Source organism: Halomonas cupida (assembly GCF_900142755.1).
GTDB lineage: Bacteria > Pseudomonadota > Gammaproteobacteria > Pseudomonadales > Halomonadaceae > Halomonas > Halomonas cupida.
Genome location: NZ_FRCA01000008.1, coordinates 31,326 through 53,249 on the forward strand (window position 1 = coordinate 31,326; position 21,924 = coordinate 53,249).

At 60.3% G+C, this 21,924-nt stretch carries 19 protein-coding genes and 1 tRNA gene; 17 read left to right on the plus strand and 3 right to left on the minus strand.

The annotated features are described in order from the left end of the window. The first annotated feature begins 14 nt into the window (after positions 1–14). Genes kdpB through BUE38_RS14445 form a run of 4 tightly spaced genes read left to right on the plus strand, consistent with a single transcriptional unit; the run spans position 15 to position 6,079 of the window. Positions 15–2,069 carry a potassium-transporting ATPase subunit KdpB gene (gene kdpB / locus BUE38_RS14430; protein WP_073435948.1) on the plus strand — a complete coding sequence of 685 codons (2,055 nt, stop codon included), beginning with the start codon at positions 15–17 and terminating at the stop codon, positions 2,067–2,069. Further along, the gene (gene kdpC / locus BUE38_RS14435) at positions 2,066–2,656 is read left to right on the plus strand and encodes a potassium-transporting ATPase subunit KdpC (RefSeq protein WP_073435949.1); all 591 of its coding nucleotides are present in this window, start codon (positions 2,066–2,068) and stop codon (positions 2,654–2,656) included. The genes kdpB and kdpC overlap by 4 nt, the downstream gene beginning before the upstream one ends. Further along, positions 2,653–5,358 (plus strand): sensor histidine kinase, encoded by a 2,706-nt coding sequence (locus BUE38_RS14440; protein ID WP_073435950.1) that lies wholly within the window; start codon positions 2,653–2,655, stop codon positions 5,356–5,358. Before kdpC ends, BUE38_RS14440 begins: the two co-directional genes overlap by 4 nt. Beyond that, a complete protein-coding gene (locus tag BUE38_RS14445) occupies positions 5,348–6,079 on the plus strand; it encodes a response regulator transcription factor (RefSeq protein WP_073435951.1) in 732 nt (243 codons plus the stop codon). The genes BUE38_RS14440 and BUE38_RS14445 overlap by 11 nt, the downstream gene beginning before the upstream one ends. A gap of 14 nt (positions 6,080–6,093) precedes the next feature. On the opposite strand, the gene BUE38_RS22635 is transcribed toward BUE38_RS14445, so the two are convergent. Together BUE38_RS22635 and BUE38_RS14450 are read right to left on the minus strand one after the other, a co-directional pair. After that, positions 6,094–6,273 (minus strand): hypothetical protein, encoded by a 180-nt coding sequence (locus BUE38_RS22635; RefSeq protein WP_143166342.1) that lies wholly within the window; start codon positions 6,271–6,273, stop codon positions 6,094–6,096. Between the two features lie 335 nt (positions 6,274–6,608). After that, a tRNA-Leu gene (locus BUE38_RS14450) sits at positions 6,609–6,695 on the minus strand. 144 nt (positions 6,696–6,839) lie between these two features. Here BUE38_RS14450 and BUE38_RS14455 point away from each other — a divergent pair. The 8 genes from BUE38_RS14455 (at position 6,840) to BUE38_RS14490 (ending at position 16,361) form a co-directional block, all read left to right on the plus strand. Next, positions 6,840–8,294, plus strand: coding sequence for an SLC13 family permease (locus tag BUE38_RS14455; RefSeq protein ID WP_073435952.1), 1,455 nt, complete (start codon positions 6,840–6,842; stop codon positions 8,292–8,294). 161 nt (positions 8,295–8,455) lie between these two features. After that, positions 8,456–9,484, plus strand: a complete 1,029-nt coding sequence (gene queA / locus BUE38_RS14460) for a tRNA preQ1(34) S-adenosylmethionine ribosyltransferase-isomerase QueA (protein WP_073435953.1) — start codon at positions 8,456–8,458, stop codon at positions 9,482–9,484. Between the two features lie 71 nt (positions 9,485–9,555). Continuing rightward, complete coding sequence (gene tgt / locus BUE38_RS14465) at positions 9,556–10,674, plus strand: tRNA guanosine(34) transglycosylase Tgt (protein ID WP_443093374.1); 1,119 nt, start codon at positions 9,556–9,558, stop codon at positions 10,672–10,674. Between the two features lie 130 nt (positions 10,675–10,804). Beyond that, positions 10,805–11,143 (plus strand): preprotein translocase subunit YajC, encoded by a 339-nt coding sequence (yajC, locus tag BUE38_RS14470; RefSeq protein WP_073435955.1) that lies wholly within the window; start codon positions 10,805–10,807, stop codon positions 11,141–11,143. Between the two features lie 133 nt (positions 11,144–11,276). Next, positions 11,277–13,127, plus strand: coding sequence for a protein translocase subunit SecD (secD, locus tag BUE38_RS14475; RefSeq protein WP_073435956.1), 1,851 nt, complete (start codon positions 11,277–11,279; stop codon positions 13,125–13,127). A gap of 36 nt (positions 13,128–13,163) precedes the next feature. Then, a complete protein-coding gene (secF, locus tag BUE38_RS14480) occupies positions 13,164–14,087 on the plus strand; it encodes a protein translocase subunit SecF (RefSeq protein ID WP_073435957.1) in 924 nt (307 codons plus the stop codon). A gap of 211 nt (positions 14,088–14,298) precedes the next feature. Beyond that, positions 14,299–15,351 (plus strand): CNNM domain-containing protein, encoded by a 1,053-nt coding sequence (locus tag BUE38_RS14485; RefSeq protein WP_073435958.1) that lies wholly within the window; start codon positions 14,299–14,301, stop codon positions 15,349–15,351. Positions 15,352–15,518: 167 nt separating this feature from the next. Then, entirely contained in the window at positions 15,519–16,361 is an 843-nt protein-coding gene (locus tag BUE38_RS14490) for an ABC transporter substrate-binding protein (RefSeq protein WP_073435959.1), read from the plus strand. Positions 16,362–16,578: 217 nt separating this feature from the next. On the opposite strand, the gene BUE38_RS14495 is transcribed toward BUE38_RS14490, so the two are convergent. After that, positions 16,579–17,403: an inositol monophosphatase family protein gene (locus BUE38_RS14495; RefSeq protein ID WP_073435960.1), complete on the minus strand. Its 825-nt coding sequence runs from the start codon at positions 17,401–17,403 to the stop codon at positions 16,579–16,581. A gap of 272 nt (positions 17,404–17,675) precedes the next feature. Between BUE38_RS14495 and trmJ the strand changes: the two genes are divergently transcribed. The 5 genes from trmJ to BUE38_RS14525 all read left to right on the plus strand — a co-directional run bounded on the left by trmJ (position 17,676) and on the right by BUE38_RS14525 (position 21,742). Continuing rightward, entirely contained in the window at positions 17,676–18,464 is a 789-nt protein-coding gene (gene trmJ, locus BUE38_RS14505) for a tRNA (cytosine(32)/uridine(32)-2'-O)-methyltransferase TrmJ (RefSeq protein ID WP_073435962.1), read from the plus strand. A gap of 76 nt (positions 18,465–18,540) precedes the next feature. Further along, on the plus strand, positions 18,541–19,524 hold the full coding sequence (gene cysE, locus BUE38_RS14510; protein WP_084541963.1) for a serine O-acetyltransferase: 984 nt from the start codon (positions 18,541–18,543) through the stop codon (positions 19,522–19,524). Positions 19,525–19,643: 119 nt separating this feature from the next. Continuing rightward, on the plus strand, positions 19,644–20,114 hold the full coding sequence (locus BUE38_RS14515) for an Rrf2 family transcriptional regulator (protein ID WP_073435963.1): 471 nt from the start codon (positions 19,644–19,646) through the stop codon (positions 20,112–20,114). A gap of 54 nt (positions 20,115–20,168) precedes the next feature. After that, entirely contained in the window at positions 20,169–21,329 is a 1,161-nt protein-coding gene (locus BUE38_RS14520; RefSeq protein WP_073435964.1) for an aminotransferase class V-fold PLP-dependent enzyme, read from the plus strand. Positions 21,330–21,415: 86 nt separating this feature from the next. Then, on the plus strand, positions 21,416–21,742 hold the full coding sequence (locus tag BUE38_RS14525; protein ID WP_073436119.1) for a HesB/IscA family protein: 327 nt from the start codon (positions 21,416–21,418) through the stop codon (positions 21,740–21,742). Positions 21,743–21,924 lie beyond the last annotated feature (182 nt).

Consider the following 21,924-nt stretch of genomic DNA (forward strand, 5'->3'; position numbering starts at 1 on the left):
GGAGAACTGGCACCATGTCGACCTCAACACCGCAACAAGGCGAAGTCACTCAGGCCCGCGGGAATTTCGTCTGGGGCAACCTGCTCCGTGAATCCCTGCTGCGCCTGAACCCCCGTACTCTGGCACGCAACCCGGTCATCGCCGTAGTCGCCATCGGTACTCTCATCTGCATGCTCTACACCGGACTGGCCATCGTACGTGGCGATGACATCACCTTTGTGCTGTCCGTCACTCTGGTACTGCTGGCCACCATACTGTTCGCCAACGGCGCCGAAGCACTGGCGGAGTCCCGTGGCAAGGCGCACGCCGGAAGCCTGCGAGCCACACGTAGTCAGTTGAAGGCGCGGCGCCTTCACAAGGACGGCAGCGAGCAGTTGGTGTCAGCGGACTCTCTGCGACGCGGTGATCGTGTACGGGTCATTGCCGGGGAGTTGATTCCCGCTGACGGCGAGATCATTGAAGGCGCAGGCTCAATCAACGAATCGGCGGTAACCGGTGAATCGGCGCCAGTGCTGCGTGAGGCCGGTACGGACAACAGCGGCGTCAGCGCCGGTACCAACCTACTGTCGGACGAGCTGTTGATCGAAGTCAGTGCCGACCCCGGTGAATCCCTGCTGGACCGTATGATCGCGCTGGTGGAATCCGCCAGCCGACAGAAGACGCCCAGCGAGTTGGCCCTTTCGGTCTTGTTGGCCACCCTGACGCTGGTATTTCTGATCGTCGTCGTCAGCCTGGTGCCGATGGCTAGATTCGTGGGTATCACTCCCTCCCCGGTCATGCTGGTGGCCTTGCTGGTCTGCCTGATTCCCACCACCATCGGTGGCCTGCTGCCAGCCATCGGCATCGCGGGCATGGAACGAGCGATGCGAGCCAATCTGGTCGCCAAGTCCGGCAAGGCGGTCGAGATTGCCGGTAGTATCGATGTTCTGCTGCTCGACAAGACAGGAACCATCACCCTCGGTGACCGACGCGCCACCGAGTTCGCTCCTTGTGACAGCAGTATGGCAGAGCACCTGCGTGACGTGGCCTATGGCTGTTCACTGGAAGACCCCACTCCCGAGGGCCGCTCGATCGTTTCGCTGGCAAGAGATCAGGGAGCCACCGCCAGGTTGGACGAGCAGGCCGAGCTCATTGCCTTCTCCGCCTCCACTCGCTTGTCTGGTGTCAACGTCCCTGGCGGACAGCAGCTGCGCAAGGGTGCACCCAATGCGATTGCAGCCTTTGTCGAGGCCCGAGGAGGCCGGATACCAGCCAACTATGCGTCACTGGTGGAACGTATCTCACGCAAGGGGGCGACACCTCTGGCTGTCGCCGATGGAGCGCAACTGCTAGGGGTCATTGCCCTCTCGGATGTCATCAAGACAGGCATGGCCGAACGCTTCTCGGCGCTGCGTGAGATGGGCGTCAAGACTGTCATGATCACCGGAGACAACCCGATTACGGCAGCCGCCATTGCTGCAGAGGCCGGTGTCGATGACTACATTGCCGAAGCCACCCCCGAGCGCAAGCTGGAAGTCATTCGCGAGGAACAACAGGCCGGATGCCTGGTCGCGATGATGGGTGACGGCACCAATGACGCTCCGGCACTCGCTCAGGCAGACCTGGGGCTGGCCATGAACTCGGGAACCCAGGCGGCCCGTGAGGCCGGCAATATGGTCGACCTCGACTCCGACCCGGGCAAGCTGCTGAAAGCCGTCGAAATCGGCAAGCAGCTACTGATCACCCGTGGGGCGCTGACCACATTTTCGCTGGCCAACGACGTCGCCAAGTATTTCGTGATTCTGCCGGCGATCTTTGCCGCCAGCATCCCTGCGCTGAGTCAGCTGGATATTCTGGGTCTGGCGTCACCGCAGTCCGCCGTGCTGGCCGCCGTGATATTCAACGCCCTGATCATCCCGGCCTTGATCCCGTTTGCACTGAAGGGCGTCAGCTTCAAGGCCACCTCGGCCACCGCTCTGTTGCGCCGCAACCTGCTGATCTACGGCGTGGGCGGCCTGTTGCTGCCCTTCCCGCTGATCAAGCTCCTCGATGTAATGATTGCTGGCCTGTTTCCAGGAGTCCTGCCATGACAGTTTCCATGACAACCCGCGCGTCTCTGCTCACCTCGCTGCGCATGATGGTGCTGCTGGCAGCCCTGCTCGGCCTCCTCTACCCGTTTGTCGTTACCAGTCTCAGCGAGGTTGTCTTCCCGAGCCAATCCCGGGGTAGCCTGGTGTACGATGAGAACGGCACAATCGTCGGATCCGCGCTGGTGGGTCAGCCCTTTGTCGGAGCCGAGTATTTCCATGGCCGCCCTTCTGCGGCCAACTATGCTCCCGACCAGGTGTCGGGCTCCAATCTTTCGCCAGGTAATGCCACCCTGCGTGAGCGAGCCCTGCAAGAAGCCAGAGCTATCGAGGAACGTGATGGCGTAACGATTGGTGAGATACCTGTGGATCTGCTGGCGGCCTCGGGCTCGGGAATCGATCCCCACATTTCACCGCAGGCGGCTCTGATACAGGTCCCTCGTGTAAGCCGGGAGCGCAACATGCCGATCACCGAGGTCAAGAACGCCATCTCGTCAGCAACGGAAAATGGAGGCATCGTGGGACAACCCGCTGTCAATGTTCTGAAATTGAATCTGGCGCTGGACGAACAGGCCAGAGGAATGCCATGAATCGATGGGGTAACGATGAGGCCTCACGGCCCGATCCGGAAGCCCTGCTGAAGACCGCGCGCCGAGAGGTGCGCGGTTCTCTGCGTATATTCCTCGGCGCGGCCCCTGGCGTGGGCAAGACCTATGCGATGCTGAGAACCGCCCGCGACCTCGCCGGTCAAGGCGAGCAGGTCACGATCGGTATCATCGAGTCCCATGGCCGGCAGGAAACCGAAGACCTGTGCGAGAGCCTCGAGCGCATCCCGCTGATCGAACGAGAGCACCAGGGCCGGGCGTTTCACGAGTACGATCTCGATGCCACCCTGAACCGTGCCCCCGATGTCGTGCTGGTCGATGAATTGGCCCACCGCAACATTCCCGGCGGCCGTCACCCCCGCCGCTACCAGGACATCGAGGAACTACTCGATGCGGGCATCGACGTCTGGACTACCCTGAACGTTCAGCATATCGAGAGCCTCAACGACGTCGTGGCTCGAATCACCGGCATTCGCATGCGCGAAACCGTGCCGGACTCGCTGATCACCCGAGCGCGCGACATCACTCTCATCGACCTCACTCCGGATGAACTGATCCAGCGTCTCAAGCAAGGCAAGGTCTACGTTCCAGAACAGGCCAGAGCGGCTCTGGACGGCTACTTCAGTATTTCCAACCTGACGGCCCTGCGCGAGCTGGCCATGCAGACCATGGCCGAGCGAGTCGATAGCGATGTCCGCGACTCCATGGGTGTGCAGGGCCTCGCAGGACCATGGCCAGTTCGCCCCAAACTATTGGTGGCTCTCAGCGGGCGTCCCGAGGATACCAGCCTGATCCGAGCAACCCATCGCATGGCCGAGCGACGCAGTGCCACCTGGCGGGCGGTGCATATAGATACCGGCTCCAGCTCTCCAGAGATGCGGCTGGAGCTGGAAAGAAGCAGTCAACTGGTGGAGCGGCTGGGAGGAGAGGTCACCGTCCTTGCCGGCCAGAGTCGGTTGCAGGAGTTGCTCGACTACGCGCGGCGCAACAATATCACTACCCTGGTGATTGGTCGTCCGGTCCATGCCCCCTGGCGTTTCTGGCACCGCTCGCTGGGCAAGTTGCTACTCAGGGAAGCCGGAGAGTTTGATCTTGTGGTGGTGGCGGAGAGCGAACGTCGCAAGCCCATCCGCCTAATGAAGAATCCCATTCGTCGCCTGACCCATCGGGAGTGGCTACTACCAACAGCCGTGCTGTCGATATCCATGGTTCTGTCACTGGTAATCGACCGCACTATGGACCTTGCCAACATCTCGCTGGTGTTTCTCACCGGCGTTCTGGTGACCGCCGCCTACACGGGCACCCGAGCGGCCATGGTCACCGCAGTGCTCAGCTTTCTGCTCTACAACTTCTTCTTCACGGAGCCACGCTATTCACTCGCCATGGTCCATCGCGACCAACTGTTGACGGTATTCTTCTTCTTCATCGTGGCGATGATCGGTGGCCAGCTTGCCGGCCGGGCACGCCGTCAACTGGTCGCCCTGCGAGCCAGTCGCGACCAGACCCAGCAGCTGTTGCAGCTGTCTAGAGCCCTCTCCGCCGCCGCCGACCACAGCACCGTCAGGACAACAGGCATCAGTGCACTGGCAGACTGGCTGGAAGTTCCGACGGTATACCTGGAAAGCACTACCGACAAACCGGAACTTCACATCACTGAATCCCATCCCGGGAGCGTGGCGCTGGATACAACTGCCCGGCAGGCTGCCGCCTGGTCGTATCATCACCGCAAGGTGAGCGGGCATGGTTCACAGACGCTGGCCAGCCAACGCTGGCGATTCATTCCCCTGGTCGACAAGGAGACGACATCAGGCATCGTCGGACTGGCTCTGGGAGACCGTGACACCTCGCTGATCCACGATCAGGAAACCCTGGTCGACACGCTCATCAACCAGTTCAGCATGGCACTCACTCGTACCAGACTGGTCAATGACCTTGGCGCGGCCCGGTTGGCCGAAGAAAACGAACGTCTGCGCTCGGCCCTGCTGTCGTCGGTATCTCATGACCTGAGAACACCTCTGTCATCGATCATTGGCGCCGCAAGCTCCCTGCGTGACCTGGACCAGCAACTCACTGCCGAGGACAAGCGAGAGCTTCTCGACAGTGTGTTGGGCGAGAGTGAGCGTCTGAACCGCTACATCCAGAATCTGTTGGACATGACCCGATTGGGCCACGGCACGCTGAAGATAGAGCGCGACTGGGTGGCACTGAGCGACCTGATCAATGCCGCCCTGAAACGGCTGACATCGGCCCTTGGTCAGGTCAGAGTGGTCCGAGACATTGCACCCGACCTGCCCCTACTCTATGTCCATCCTGCGCTGGTAGAACAGGCGCTGGTCAATGTCATCGAGAACGCCATTCGCTTTTCCCCCATCAGTGGAAGCATTTTCATCCATGGTAAAGCCAGCTCAGATGAGCTGTTCATCAGCATCACTGACCAGGGCCCCGGGATTCCGGAGTCTGAACGCGAGCAGGTCTTTGACATGTTCTTTACGGGAGGCGAAGGCGATCGGGGAAAACACGGTAGTGGACTTGGGCTGGCGATCTGTCGTGGCATGATTGGTGCGCATGCCGGCTCCATTACCGCCGAACAGAGCCCTCTCGGCTCTGGAACCCGGATCATGATCCGCCTGCCGCTGATGGACTCCCCCCATATGGAAGATGACACCGAGGCCCAGGATGAGTCATAGCCCATTACGCATTCTCGTCATTGATGATGAAATGCAGATTCGCCGCTTCCTGCGCATCAGCCTCGGTTCCCAGGGCTATGAAGTCATCGAGGCAGAGAACGGTGGAGAAGGACTGCTCAAGGCCATCAGCGAATCGCCGGACCTGATTCTACTCGACCTCGGTCTACCGGATATCGATGGTCAGGAAGTACTGCGCGCCATTCGCGACCAGCTCCACACTCCCATCATGGTCGTTTCCGTCCGTGCATCCGAAAGCGAGAAGGTGTCCTGTCTCGATGCAGGCGCCAACGACTATGTCACCAAACCCTTCAGTATCCAGGAACTGCTGGCTCGCATCCGTGCAGCATTGAGAACTCGCACACTGCCTGAAGGTGCTGGCGAGCCCATCCAACTGACCATTGGTGATCTCGTTATCGACCTGAAGGAGCGTCGCATCACTCTGGCAGGAAACCTGGTCAGGCTTACACCGAGAGAATATTCCGTGCTCGAGAAGCTGGCAGAGTTCCCTGGCCGCGTCCTGACCCAAACGCACCTGCTCAAGGAAATCTGGGGGCCCACGCACCAGAAGGACACTCACTACCTGCGAATTGTCATCAGCCGACTACGCTCGAAGCTGGGTGACGACTCGGAGCAGCCACAGTTGATACAGACCGAAGCTGGCGTCGGCTACCGATTGATGGCGGACAGTAATGGCCCACAGGCAAGTGGCCAGGACGCTTGATGCAGTGATTTCACTCAATGCCCCAGCAGGAACCACCCGCCGACCGCGCCGAGGCCGACCAGAACGCAGCTCCACTTGAGCAATCCTGCCGCCCAACGTGAACGGCGTTGGCAAAGATCAGAACCACAACCACGGCAGCGCCGGGCAACCGTACTGACCATCAAGCTGCACTGCGGACAGGGTCGCATCGCCATGGGTTATCCCTTGCATCACGGTGGTATAGAGAGCCCGGTGAGAGCTCATTCAAGGCGTGACGACAATAACCACTCGGCAGCGGAAAGCCTTGTCCTGCATCAACAGAACATCTCCTTTCTCACTCCGAAGCCGTGTTTGTGGAAGGCACTTGCGGGCTGTCTGGTGTGCAGGAGCGGTCGTACATGACCACAAAAGGGTCATACATGGCCGCAACAGGTTCATCGTGAAGCCATGGGCTGGATGCGACCCTCAGCGACCAGGTGGCATCCACTCACAGAACCAGGACAGATTTCAGACACAAAAAAAGGCGCATAAGCGCCTGATTTGATAAAGATGGTGCCGGTGGTCGGACTCGAACCGACACACCCGTGAAGGCGGCGGATTTTGAATCCGCTGCGTCTACCAATTCCGCCACACCGGCAACGGGCGAGAATTATACGTGGGCAGACGGCCAGGTCAATGGCTACATTTCATTCTCGCGAATATCGTCATCCGATTGTTATGATTGCGCCAACCTTTTCCCGGCATCCCAAGCCACCTGTAGTTTTCGCATCAGGAGCCCGCCATGGCGCAGTCCCGCAACGAAGCCCCACCGTCTCCCTCAGTCGCTGCACGCATCGGGCTGGTGCTCGGTCTGGCATTCCTGCTGCTGACACTGGTGGTCCCGCCACCGACCGGCATGTCCCCGATTGCCTGGCACTGTGTCGGCATGGCGCTGCTGATGGCGAGTTGGTGGTCCACCGAGGCGATACCGATTCCGGTGACATCACTGCTGCCGTTGGTGCTCGCTCCGGCATTGGACATTGGTGATATCAAGGCAACGGCTGCCAGCTATGCCAACCCGATCATCTATCTGTTCCTGGGTGGTTTCCTGCTCGGCATTGCCATGCAGGCGTGGCACCTCCATCGTCGTGTCGCCCTGCAGGTACTGCGCTTCGTGGGAAGTGAACCGAAACGCCAGATTGCCGGCTTCATGATCGCGACCGGCTTCATCAGCATGTGGGTATCCAACACCGCCACGGCGATCATGATGCTGCCGATCGGCATCTCGGTGCTGAGTCTGCTCGACAAGTCGGACCCGAAAGAGCTGAAGCGCTTTGCCACCGCGTTGTTACTGGGTATCGCCTACTCGGCCAGCATCGGTGGCGTGGCCACATTGATCGGTACACCGCCCAATGCGCTGCTGGCCGGTTACCTTGCCGATTCACAGAACATCGATCTGGGCTTTGCCCAGTGGATGCTCGTCGGCCTGCCAATCAGTGTTGCCATGATGGTAGTCGCCTGGTGGTGGCTGTGCCGCGGCGACTTCCAGTTGACCACTGGGGAAAGCGACAGCGACAGCATGATCCAGCGTGAGCTGACCGAGATGGGCCCGATGACCACCGCAGAGAAGCGTGTCGGAATAGTCTTCCTGCTCGCCGCCGCGGCCTGGATCATGCGCCCCATGCTCAACAATCTCGGCCTCGACTGGTTGTCGGACACGACCATCGCCATTCTCGCCGGTATGTCGCTGTTCGTGATACCCAGCGGTCGACAGCGTGGTGAATCACTGATGGTCTGGGAAGAGGCGGTCAAGCTTCCCTGGGGAATCCTGCTGTTGTTCGGCGGAGGTCTTGCTCTGGCTGGCGCCATCAGCTCGTCGGGTCTGGCCGAGTGGATCGCCAGTCAACTCAGCGCGCTCGGGGTGCTGCCGGTTCTGGCCCTTATCGGCGGCGTGGTGCTGGTGATCATCTTCCTCACCGAGGTGACGTCGAATACCGCCACGGCGGCCGCCTTCCTGCCTTTGCTGGGAGCCATGGCCATGTCTCTGAACATTCCGATCCTGTTGATTACTGTGCCCGCTGCCATCGCTGCCAGCTGTGCCTTCATGATGCCGGTGGCCACCCCACCCAACGCCATCGTCTTCGGCACTGGGCACATGAGTATCCAGTCGATGATCCGCGCCGGCTTTGCGCTGAACCTGGCGAGCACCGTACTGGTCACTCTGATGGCCTATGGGCTGATCCTGTTGATGTGGTGAATATGTATAATTGACAGCTGATGTTAAAGCGTTTCCTGACGTGACGGTCAGGAAACGCTATCCTTGTGCACCGCCGTCACCCGTCGACCCTTCGACTTACCGTACCTTTGGCGGGCCACTCATCCCACGATAGCTGTTGTGCCCGCGATTCAAGAGCCCACATGCAAAGAGCCGATTTTCATTTTGATCTTCCACAGGAGTTGATCGCTCGCTACCCCTCGGAAGTCCGCAGCGACTGCCGTCTACTGTGCGTCGATGGCAACAGCGGCCAATTCCGCCACCAACGCTTCCCTGACCTGGTCGACATGCTGGAGCCCGGTGACCTGCTGGTGTTCAACGATACCCGCGTCATCCCCGCACGCCTGCACGGCCACAAGGCCAGCGGCGGCAAGGTGGAGATGCTGCTGGAACGCCCGCTGGATGCCCATCGCGGTCTGGTCCACCTACGCTCCAGCAAATCCCCGAAACCCGGCACCGAGTTGGTTTTCGAGGGTGGTATCCAGGCCGTGGTGGAGGGGCGTCAGGATGCCCTGTTCGAACTACGTTTTCTCGGCGAGACACCGATGATTGCGCTACTCGAGCAGCACGGGCACATGCCGTTGCCACCCTACATCACTCGCGAGGACGAGCTTTCGGACCGCGAGCGCTACCAGACGGTCTATGCCCGTCGCGATGGCGCTGTCGCTGCTCCCACCGCGGGTCTGCATTTTGATCAGCCGCTGTTGGAACGTCTGGCAGCAAAAGGGGTCGAATCGACTTTCGTGACGCTGCATGTTGGCGCCGGCACCTTCCAGCCGGTGCGTGCCGACGATATTCGCGAGCATCATATGCACAGCGAGTGGATCGAGGTTGGCGAGGAGACCTGCGCCAGAGTCAGAGCGGCACAGCAGGCCGGCAAGAGGGTCATTGCGGTAGGCACCACCAGTGTGCGCTGCCTCGAGACCGCCAGTGCCTCGGGCGAGATCGCTCCCTTCTCCGGTGATACCGACATCTTCATCTATCCCGGCTATGAGTGGCGCTGTGTCGATGCCCTGGTCACCAACTTCCATCTTCCGGAGTCGACCCTGTTGATGCTGGTCAGCTCCTTTGCCGGCTTCGAGCCTGTGATGCAGGCCTATCGAGAAGCCGTGGAACAGCGCTATGCCTTCTTCAGCTACGGCGACGCCATGTTCCTGACTCGCCAACGCTGATTCAGGCCCAACATCTTGTCCGGCCGTCGCTGGACACGGAGATAGATCACATCATGCGTAACGAATGTTTCATGCGCTTCGAGCAGCTCGCCAGTGATGGGCGAGCACGTCGCGGTCGAATCACCTTCCCCCGCGGCACCATCGAGACACCGACCTTCATGCCGGTAGGAACCTATGGCACCGTCAAGGGCATGACCCCGGTCTCGGTCGAAGAGATCGGTGCCGAGATCATCCTCGGCAATACCTTCCACCTATGGCTGCGTCCGGGTACCGAGGTTATCGAGGCCCATGGCGACCTGCACGACTTCGCCCAGTGGCAAAAACCGATTCTCACCGACTCCGGTGGTTTCCAGGTGTTCTCGCTGGGCGAGATGCGCAAGATTACCGAGGAAGGTGTGCACTTTCGCTCACCTGTCGATGGCTCGAAGGTCTTCATGGGCCCCGAGGAGTCGATGGCCGTTCAGCGCTCGCTGGGCTCCGACATCGTGATGATTTTCGACGAATGCACGCCCTGGCCGGCGACTTTCGAGGAAGCCAAACGCTCGATGGAAATGTCGCTGCGCTGGGCAAAGCGCTCGCGCACCGCCCATGGCGACTCTCCTTCTGCCCTGTTCGGCATCATCCAGGGGGGCATGTACCCGGAGCTGCGCGAACAGTCCCTCAAGGGACTCGACGAGATCGGCTTCGACGGCTATGCCATCGGCGGCCTCTCAGTGGGTGAGCCCAAGGAAGAAATGATCAAGGTGCTCGACTACCTGCCCGAGTGGATGCCTGCCGACAAGCCGCGCTACCTGATGGGCGTCGGCAAGCCGGAGGATCTGGTCGAGGGAGTGCGCCGTGGTGTCGACATGTTTGACTGCGTGATGCCGACCCGCAATGCACGCAACGGTCACCTGTTCACCTTCGAGGGCACGGTCAAGATCCGTAACGCGAAGCACCGTCACGACACTCGACCGCTGGAAGATGACTGCGACTGCTACACCTGTCAGCACTTCTCACGCAGCTACCTGCATCACCTTGATCGCTGCGGCGAAATGCTCGGTTCGATGCTCAACACCATTCATAACCTACGCCACTATCAGCGTGTGATGGCTGGTTTGCGCGGTGCTATCGAAGCGGGTACATTGGCTGACTTCGTGGAAGGGTTCTACGCACAACGTGGTATGCCAGTCCCTCCCGCGCCGAATTGACCGACGGCTGGCCTCGAGCCAGCCGTTTGAATACCTGAAGCTACACCTGTTGTCTCGATAGCAGCTGATTTATCAACAACCGTTTTCTCAACAACCCAGGTTCTTCCACAACTCCAGGAGAGTGTCGTACATGTTGGACTTCTTCATTTCCCCGGCCATGGCTGAAGGCGGCGGCGGTGCCGCTGGTGGCGGTATTGCCCAGATCGTGATGCTGGTCGGCTTCGTGCTGATCTTCTACTTCCTGCTGTGGCGTCCGCAGGCCAAACGGGCCAAGCAACACAAGCAGTTGATCGCCGGTCTGTCCAAGGGCGACGAAATCGTTATCGGCGGTGGTCTGATGGGCCGTGTCACCAATGTCAGCGATGACAGCGACTTCCTGGTCATGGAAATCGCCGAAGGCACTGAAGTCAGTGTGCAGAAGAACGCTGTCGCAGCGGTGCTGCCGAAGGGCACTCTCAAGTCCATCTGATCGGCGTCAAGGTCTCGCCCTCGGGCGAGGCTACTCTATGTCAGCGCGTGATGGCCGTTCTTTCGGTCATCGCGCGTTGGCATGACAGTTCGACTGTCAGCATATTCGTCAGCAAACTGAGGGCAGAGCCCCGATGCTCAATCGTTACCCCCTATGGAAGTATCTGCTCATCGCACTGGTGCTTCTCTTCGGCCTGATCTATTCGCTTCCCAACCTCTTTCCTGAAGACCCGGCGGTGCAGATCAGCAGCGACCGCGGTGACCTGTCCCTGTCTCCGGCGCAGCAGAAGAGTCTTGAAGAAGCTCTTGCCAGCGCGGACATCGAGGTCAAGACCCTTGAGGAAGCACCCAATAGCCTGCTCATCAGGCTGCGCAACGCCGACGACCAGATTCCCGCACGCGACCTGATCAGTGAGACGCTCGGCGATGACTATGTGGTCGCCCTGAACCTTGCCGAATCGACCCCCGACTGGCTGGCCTCACTCTCGGCTTCTCCGATGACCCTGGGCCTCGACCTGCGCGGTGGCGTTCACTTTCTGCTGGAAGTGGACATGGACGCTGCGGTTCAGCAACGCCTCGAGGTCAACGCCAGTGCCGTCCGTGAACAGCTGCGCGACGAGCGGATCCGTTACCGCAACACCCAGATTGAAGGGCATACCATCAGCCTGGACTTCATCAACGATGAGGATCGCGACGAGGCGCAGCGTCTGATCAGCCGAAGCTTCCCGGACTTCCAGTACGAGACACCGGAGACACAGCGTGGTGCCGCACTGAGCATGACACTGACCGATGCGGCGGTGGATGAAATCCGGGATTACGCGATCAACCAGAACCTGACCACCCTGCGCAACCGCGTCAATGAGCTGGGTGTCGCTGAGCCGCTGGTTCAGCGTCAGGGCCCTGATCGCATTGTGGTCGAGTTGCCGGGTGTACAGGATACCGCCGCTGCCAAGCGTATCGTCGGTGCGACAGCCAACCTCGAGTTCCGTCTCGAGGCACGTTCCGATACGCCGGCCAATGAGACGGAGAGCCTGGCGTTCCGCAATGAACCGGCACGCTCCGCCGACCTGATGCGTGACGTAATCATCACCGGTGACAGTGTTTCCAGTGCGACCCGCAGCTTCGACGAGAGCGGTCGCCCCCAGGTCAACATCAACCTGGACGGCACCGGCGGCACGCTGATGAACCGCGCCACGCGCAGCAATATCGGCCGCAACATGGCGGTAGTGTTCATCGAGCACAAGACCCGTGACCGCACGGTGATGGAGGACGGCAAGCAGGTTACCGTCCGCGATCCCTACACCGAGCGCGGCATCATCAGTCTGGCAACCATCCAGAGCGCACTGGGCAACAGCTTCCGCATCACTGGGCTTGATTCGCCCACTGAAGCCGCCGAACTGTCCCTGCTGCTGCGCTCCGGCTCTCTGGCAGCACCGATCTACTTTGCTCAGGAACGCACCATCGGCCCGAGCCTCGGTGCCGACAATATTGCCCGTGGCATGCTGTCGGTGCAGGTCGGTCTGCTGCTGGTCGTGCTCTTCATGCTGATCCGCTACAAGGCCTTCGGGGTCATTGCCAACATTGCGCTGGCCTTCAACCTGACTCTGCTGGTCGCAGTGATGTCGCTGCTCGGCGCCACCCTGACCCTTCCGGGGATCGCCGGTATCGTGTTGACGCTGGGGATGGCGGTCGACGCCAACGTGCTCATATTCGAGCGCATACGTGAAGAGTGGCGTAACGGCATGTCAGTGCAACAGGCCATTCATGCCGGTTATGAGCGCGCCTTCTCGTCGATTGTCGATGCCAACCTGACCACTCTGCTAGTGGCAGTGATTCTGTTCTCCATCGGCACCGGACCGGTCAAGGGCTTCGCCGTGACGCTGTCAATCGGCATCCTGACTTCAATGTTCACCGCGCTGATGGTGACACGCAGCATGGTCAACCTGATCTACGGTGGCCGTCCGCTGAAGAAGATCTGGATCTGATGCCATGAACTCACGAATTCATCACAGGAAGACGGTATGAAACGCGTCACGAACCTGAACATCGACTTCATGGGGCGGCGCAAACTGGCCTTCGCCTTCTCGGCGCTGATGATTGTTGCCTCGATTGTCGCACTGGTGATTCAGGGGCTCGCGCTGGGCCTCGACTTCACCGGCGGCACCCTTATCGAAGTCCAGTACGCCACCGCCCCTACCCTCGACAGTGTGCGCGAGGCCCTGGCCCAGGGCGGCTTCAATGATGTCTCGGTGCAGACCTTCGGTGCCGCCAACGAGGTGCTGATCCGCCTGCAGCAGGCCTTCGATGCGGATGTGGGCCAACAGGTCGTGGACCTGCTGGCTCAGGGTGGCGTTGATGTCAACCTGGTACGGGCCGAGTTCGTCGGCGCCCAGGTCGGTGATCAGCTGCGCGACCAGAGCGGTCTGGGCATGTTGTTGGCGCTGGGCGGCGTCATGCTCTACGTCGCCTTCCGCTTCCAGTACAAGTTCGCCCTCGGCGCGCTGGTGTCACTGGTACACGATGTGATCATCGTGCTTGGCGTCTTTGCTGCATTCCAGCTGGAGTTCGACCTGACGGTGCTGGCGGCGGTTCTGGCGGTGATCGGTTACTCGCTCAACGACACCATCGTGGTTTACGATCGCATCCGCGAGAACATTCGCAAGTCGCGCATCGATGACATGGCACAGATCTTCAACGAAGCCATCAATCAGACTCTGTCGCGCACCTTGGCCACTTCCGGCACCACCATTCTGGTGTTGGTGGCGTTGGCTGTGCTCGGCGGCGACATGATCCACAACTTTGCGATCGCCCTGCTGGTTGGTATCGGTATCGGTACCTTCTCGTCGATCTATGTCGCTTCCGCATTGTTGATCCAGCTCAAGTTGCAGCGCAAGGATCTGATTCCCGAGAAGAAGGAAGACCCCGAAGCGGAAGAGTTGCCCTGACGGTAACCTTCAGCTTCTGCAACACCTCCGGCCCCCGCCTCTCTCTGAGCAGCGGGGGCCTTTTATTGTGCTGGAGAACCAGTGTGTCTACTTCAGCGCTGCCACAAGTATTTCACTTGCCCAATCATTGACGCTATTGCATGATACTTCCGGCGCTGCCATCGGGACCGAGTCCCTGCGCGCTACCCCTCTGGTCACCTACTGAGGCCCCATGTTACTTCTGGCTGCATTTGCCATCCTTTCCATCTCCGCTTCCTTCCTGTGTTCCGTATTGGAAGCCGCGCTTCTTTCTCTGACTCCCAGCTATATCGCCCAGCTCAAGGACGGCCAACCTCGGCTGCACCGTCGCCTTGCTGCGCTGAAGCAGGACATCGACAAACCGCTTTCGGCGATTCTGACACTCAATACCATCGCCCATACCGGCGGTGCCACTGGTGTTGGCGCCCAGGTTGCCGTGGTCTTCGGTGAAGCCTGGCTGGGCCTGGCCTCTGCCGTGATGACACTGTTGATCCTGATACTCTCGGAAATCATCCCCAAGACCATCGGTGCCACCTACTGGCGACAGCTGTCACGCTGGCTGCCTCCGATGCTGGGCAGCATGATCTGGATCCTGCGCCCCTTCATCTGGCTGTCGGAACTGATCACGCGGCGCATCAGCCACGATGCACCGGATACCGATATGCGCGGCGAGATCAAGGCACTCGCCCGTATCGGTCTGGACGAGCAAGCGCTGGACCGCGACGAGGCACGCACCATCACCAACATTCTCAATCTTCATGAGATCACGGTGAACAGCGTAATGACGCCACGCACAGTGTGTGTTTCTGTGCGACCGTCAATGACAGTGGCCGAATTCGACACCGAGCTGTCGCGCTCACCCTTCACACGCTTCCCTGTCATGGACGGCGGAGAGCATGCTCTGGGCTATGTGCACAAGGCTGACACCTATCATGCCGAGGAGCAGGCCACCATGAAGGAGGTCATGCACTCGGCAGCTACCGTCAGTGCCACTGAAAGTGTCGAGAGCGTCTTCCTGATGATGCAGCGCGACCACCAGCACCTCGCCGTGGTCTATGATGACCACGGTACCTGGGTGGGCCTGATTACCATGGAAGATGTCATCGAGACGATTCTGGGAGAAGACATCGTCGATGAAACCGACGACGTCACCAATATGCGCAAGTACGCTCGGCAGCGCTGGACCCAGCGTGTCCGAGCTGCTCAGAGCAATCAGCCGCAGCAGGAAACGCCGGACCCGCACTGAGGTTGCAGTCCATGCAACACCCTGTCCCGCTCTCGGAGCGGGACATGACCATTTCCTGCGCATTTCTCGTTTAGCGTCCCTTGATGAAAGCAGTTGAGACTCATTCTCACGAAAGAGTCTCAACGTTTCTGACCAGCTTTCTTTCTTGACCAACAAGGACGCCACTGATGCTCAAACCCCTGGCCATTGCCTCCCTGCTCACTGTTACCGCTCAAGCCTGGGCGGATACTGACGCACAGCGTATCGCCGCTCTGGACTACTCCGCTCTCGATACTCTCACCGCCCTGGGGCAAGGCGAGCGCATTGCCGGCGTCCCCCAATCCAGCCTGCCGGAATACCTGTCTGCCTATGCCACACAGAAATATGCCGATGTCGGTTCCCTGAAATCCCCCGAATATGAAGTACTGGACCAACTCGCTCCAGACAGCATCATCATCAGCGGGCGCCTGAGTGGCGAGAAGCAGAAGCTGGAGGAGATTGCCCCCACCTGGTTGAACGGCGGTGTGGAGGCTGACGATTACTGGAGCCGACTGGAAGCCAACACCCACGCCCTGGCAACAGAATATGGCGCGGATGAGCAAGCCGGCCCCGCTCTGGACTCGCTGCACGCGGACATTGACGATGCGGTGGCAAGGGTGGAGGGCACTCCTGAGGTGCTCGTCGTGCTGCACAATGACGGCAAGCTGGTCTACCGCGAGGATGCCATCGTCAATGACCTGATGGGACTCGCCTCTCCCAACCTACCGGAAGACGCCGACACTCAGGCGCGAGGAGAGCGTAGCTTCACCTTGCTGACACCTGCCCAGATCAGTGCCATGGCACCAGACCTGGTGTGGGTCATCGATCGCAGTGCCGCCATTGGCCAGCCGGAACTGGATCTCGAGGCACTGCAGACCGAGCTGGGTGACCTTTCGGTGGTCAAGGGTTCACCAAAGCTGTGGTATCTGGCCAGTGGTGGCCTGGAGTCCACACTGCTGCAGGTCAACGAGGTGGTCAGCGCCCTGCAGTAACAAAAGCGCCGACCTATCGAGCGCTACATACGACAGAGCCCCTTCCGCCGTTGGCGAAAGGGGCTCTGTGTCAAGAGGCTCAGTCACAAGAGCCTCTATATTTCAGCTATTAACATGGCAATCAAATAGCTCATCCTGATCGATTTGATTGTCGGCGGCACGTCCCTGTGCCGCCATTAACCCAACATGAAAGCATGCCGGGTTAATAATGCCGAGTTCAATCGGACTCGTGGCGGCCCGGCATATGCTGGACGTGAGGTGCCAGCTGCTTGATCAGCGCCTTGAACAGGCGCGGGTTGGCCGCCATCAGGGGACCCTCGACAGCCACCGAAGGCTGGCCACTCGGGGTACCTACCAGCGCACCGGACTCCTTGAGGATCAGACTACCAATATCCAGATCCTGCTCATCGATGCCCAATACAAACACGGCATCCGCACGACCGGCTGCCACACGAGCGATATCCAGCAGCCCACAAGCGGAAGACTGCAGCTGCTCGGTCTGCGGCGCCAGTTGCTGAACCAGCGTCAGCCAGGTGGGCAGGAAGCGTGAACGCAGATAGCTGTCGGGCAGGCTCATCGACAGACGCGCGCCGCTGATCACATGCCCTTTGGGCACACGCAGTCGCTTGCCATTGAGCTGGGCACCACGGCCGCGGCTGGCAAGATATTCGTCATCGCTGAACGGGCAGATCACCACGGCATGCTCCGGACGGCCCTTGATCAGACAGACAACCGATAGCGCGAACTCGGGAGATGCCACGCTGAGGTTGGAGTAGCCATGGAAGGGTTCGATGCGCCACAGCACATCCTTGCCTTCACCTTCGCCGGCACGATGCGGCGTATAACGCCCCACTACACCATGCTGCGGATAGCCGCGAGCGAGCTGGCGAGTGATCAGGGATTCGGCGTTTCGCGCGGTATCCTCGAGCAGACGGTCGAGATTGTGTTCCTCGTGAGCATTCTCGATACGCTCACGAATACGTAGAAACTGTTCGCCGGCGCTACGGGCAGCGCGCAGGGCATACTGGACCATCGGATGCATGATCAGGCCTTGGGAGTCAGTGGTGTTAAAGAACGGAGTCGGTATTCGGTGAAGAAAAAGTGCTGGGAAAACGGACTCGGCGCGAATCCTAGCAGATCAGGAGCATCAACGCCACGCAGATTCGCCTCGATATCCGCAGCCATCCACGAACATGATAGAATCCGCCCCCTTGCGTGCCCGCGCCATTCCCCGAGCCGCAAAGCCATCATCTGAACCGAACTCCTGGCGCCCATGTCCACGCCACGCCCCTGAACATCACCATAGAGCCTGACATGCTTGAGCGAATTCGAATCGTCCTGATCGGCACCAGCCACCCCGGCAACATCGGAGGTGTCGCACGTGCCATGCACAACATGGGCCTGACGGACCTGGCGCTGGTTGCCCCACGCTGTGAAGCGATCAGCGCCGACAGCATCTCCCGTGCCTCCGGGGCCGACACACTGGTACATAGCGCACAGGTTGTCGACAGCCTGGAAGAAGCCGTCAGCGACTGCAGTCTAGTCGTCGGCGCCAGTGCACGCAGCCGTACCCTGCCATGGCCGATGATGACACCGCGAGCGCTGGGCGAGCGCCTTCCCGAGGAGCTGCAGCACTCCGAGTCCCGCATCGCACTCGTCTTCGGCCGTGAGGACAGTGGCCTGTCCAATGCCGAACTGCAACGTTGCCATGCCCACGTGCATATCCCTACCAACCCGGATTTCAGCTCACTGAATCTGGCCGCGGCGGTACAGGTACTGGCCTACGAGTGCCGGCTCAGTTGGCTGTCTCATCAGGACCAGCCAGCCTCAGACGATGACGAAGTGCAGCCGCTGGCCACCCATGAGGAGTTGGAGCACTACTTCGCTCACCTCGAGCGAACGCTGATCGCCATTGGCTTTCATGACCCGGCAACACCACGCCAACTGATGGCTCGCCTGCGTCGGGTTACCCTGCGCTCGCGGCCCGAGCGTATGGAGCTCAATATTCTACGCGGCATCCTCAGCGCCACCGAGAAGGCTGCCGGAAAGGTTGCCATGGGCCAACGTTCCAGTGATGAGAGCTCCTCCGACAACCATCATTGAAGTTGCGCATCATCCACTTGAAGCGGGCGACAACAGCCCGCACTATGAAGGCTCAGGCTGACTCAAGGACCGCCGCATGTTTCAACGTCTGCGCGAAGACATCGACAGCGTATTCGCCCGTGATCCGGCGGCACGCAATTTTCTCGAGGTATTGACCAACTACCCCGGGCTGCATGCCCTGCTGCTGCATCGACTTTCCCACTCACTGTGGAAACGCAACTTCAAATGGGTGGCGCGCACCCTGTCGACACTCGGCCGTTGGCTGACCGGCATCGAGATCCACCCCGGCGCCAGCATTGGTCGTCGTTTCTTCATCGACCATGGCATGGGCGTGGTCATCGGCGAAACCACGGTAGTCGGCAACGATGTCACCCTCTATCAGGGAGTCACGCTGGGCGGGACAAGCTGGAACAAGGGCAAGCGGCATCCAACACTCGAGGATGGCGTCATCGTGGGTGCCGGCGCCAAGATCCTTGGCCCCTTCACCGTCGGTGCCGGAGCCAAGGTCGGCTCCAATGCGGTCGTCACCAAGGAAGTTCCCGCCGGTGCCACCGTCGTCGGCATTCCCGGCAAGATCGTCAAGCGCACGGATCCGGACAGCGAGCCCATGCTCGAGGTTGATCCGGCTCGCCGCGAGGCCATGTGTCAGAAGTTTGGTTTCGATGCTTATGGCATCAGCCAGGACATGCCCGATCCGGTAGCTCGCTCCATCCAGGCCATGCTCGACCACATGCATGCTGTCGATGAACGAATCGGCGGAATGTGTCAGACCCTGCGCAAGCTTGACGCCAACTATCGCGATGGCCGGATGCCGGAACTGCGCGATGAGGATTTCGCTGACATTCTCGACGAGGTGGATCGCGACTGCCCACCGATCTCCGCGCACCAGCCTAAAACGTCGGATACACCGCAGGACGAGGAACATCAGGCTTCAGCCCCCTCCCCGGACGGTGAACACAACGACGACCAGGCCGCTACCACCAGTGATGACGAGGCGCAAGACAGCGACCAGGCGCAGAACATCAACAAGGTGCGCGAACATCATCGGGAGAATGGTTGACCGCAATACTCGGTCTTTCTCATAATGGCAGCCATGAATGAGTCGGTGAGACCGCATGATCGCCTACTCGACCACCAGACAGAGCTGCCGACCTCTCGTCGGCGCCGAGGTATTTCCTCATGCGCCTGACCACCAAGGGCCGCTACGCCGTGACCGCCATGCTCGACATGGCCATCAATGCCGATGACGGCCCGGTGTGCCTTGCCGATATTGCCCGCCGACAGCAGATTTCGCTGTCCTACCTTGAGCAGTTGTTTGCTCGGCTACGCCGTGCAGGCCTGGTGGACAGCGTGCGCGGCCCCGGCGGCGGTTACCTGCTGATCGACAGTGCCGAACACATTTCTGTCGCCCGGGTCATCGAAGCCGTCAATGAGTCGGTCGATACCACCCGTTGTGGCGGTGTTGCGGACTGTCAACAGGGCGACATCTGCCTGACCCACCACCTCTGGGACGAGTTGTCGGAACGTATCCAGCAATTTCTGGCCGGAGTCACTCTTGGTGAGCTGGCACGGCGTCAGGAAATTGCCGAGATTGCAGGACGACAGAGACAACGTCTGAATGAGGATGGCATCCTGGTCTCGGCAACGTGATGCCCCTGCCCCCGTTACCTGCGCCAGGCGCCGGATCATGATGAAAGTGACCCCATGACATCACCCGTATACCTTGATTATGCAGCCACGACACCGGTCGACCCGAGGGTTGCCGACGTCATGTCGCGTCACCTGACCCTGGATGGCACCTTTGCCAACCCGGCGTCGCGTAGCCATATGCCGGGATGGCTGGCCGAGCAGGCAGTGGAGAGCGCGCGTCGCCAGGTTGCCGACCTGATCAATGCCGACCCACGCGAGATTGTCTGGACCAGTGGAGCCACCGAGGCCGATAACCTGGCCATTCTCGGCTATCTCCGCGGCAATCGTGAGCGTGGCCGCCATATGGTCACGTCGATCATCGAGCACAAGGCTGTCATCGATACCGCCGAGGCCGCCGAGAAGGAAGGCTTCGAGGTCAGCTGGCTGACACCGGGTGCCGACGGCCGCATCACTCCGCAACAGCTGGCCGATGCCATGCGCCCGGATACCGTACTGGTATCACTGATGGCAGTGAACAACGAGCTGGGCAGCATCCACGATCTGGCCGCCCTCTCCCAGGTGGCTCATGAGCATGGTGCCGTACTGCATGTTGATGCCGCCCAGGGCAGCGGCCGCATATCGCTGGATGTCGAGGCACTGGGTATCGACCTGATGTCACTCTCTGGCCACAAGGTCTACGGCCCCAAGGGCATCGGCGCGCTTTACGTCAAACGCAGCCCGGATTTACGTATAGAGGCACTCATTCATGGTGGCGGCCATGAGCGCGGCATGCGCTCCGGCACCCTGCCCACTCACCAGATTGCCGGCATGGGCGAGGCATTCGCCCTTGCGGCACAACACGGCGAGGAAGACCAGGCAAGAATCACCGCACTACGTGATCAGTTGCTGTCCACCATCGCCGATATCGATGGTGTATGCTGCAACACCGACATCCAGGTGTCTGTCCCCAACATCCTCAATCTTGGTTTCGATGGTGTTGATGGTGAGTCGCTATTGATGGCCCTGCGCGATATTGCCCTGTCCACAGGCTCTGCCTGCAACTCTGCCAGCGTCGAGCCGTCCTATGTATTGAAGGGCATCGGTGTGCCACGACGTCTGGCATTGTCCTCGCTACGCCTGAGTCTTGGACGCTTCACCACCCAGGATGACATCGAGCGCGCCGGCCAGGCGCTTCGCCACGCACTGACAGGACTGCGTGAACGCGCAGCCCCGTGAACCACACAGGTTCCATGAACTTTTATATGGTCCATGAACTGCACACCGGGCCCGATACGAATCGAGCCGACGACCAGGAGACCCCCATGGCACAGCTGACCATCACTCCCGCTGCCGCAGACCAGATTCGCCGTGTTCTCGATGAACGCGGCAGCGGTCTGGGACTGCGCGTGTCGGTGAAGCCCAGCGGCTGCTCCGGCTATAGCTATGTGCTCGACTTTGCTGACGATGTTGCCGAGGACGACGCCACCTTCGAGGAACACGGAGTAAGCGTGTTCGTCGCCCCGGACGCTCTCGAGATGCTCGACGGCAGCGAAGTGGACTACGTCAACGAAGGACTCAATCGCTTCTTCCGCTTCAACAACCCCAACGTCAAGGATGAATGCGGCTGCGGCGAGAGTTTTACGGTATAGGAATGGCCAGCCGCGAGCGACGAGCAACCAGCACCGAGCCGAACCCGGCACGAGGAACGCTCGTAGCTCGTAGCTCGTAGCTCATCACAATCATTCCCCTGGCCGCCTATCGGCGCTATAATCTGCGGCCCAACGGCGCGTGACGCCGAAAAGAACACCTTATCGCGTTGCGCCGCCCCGGT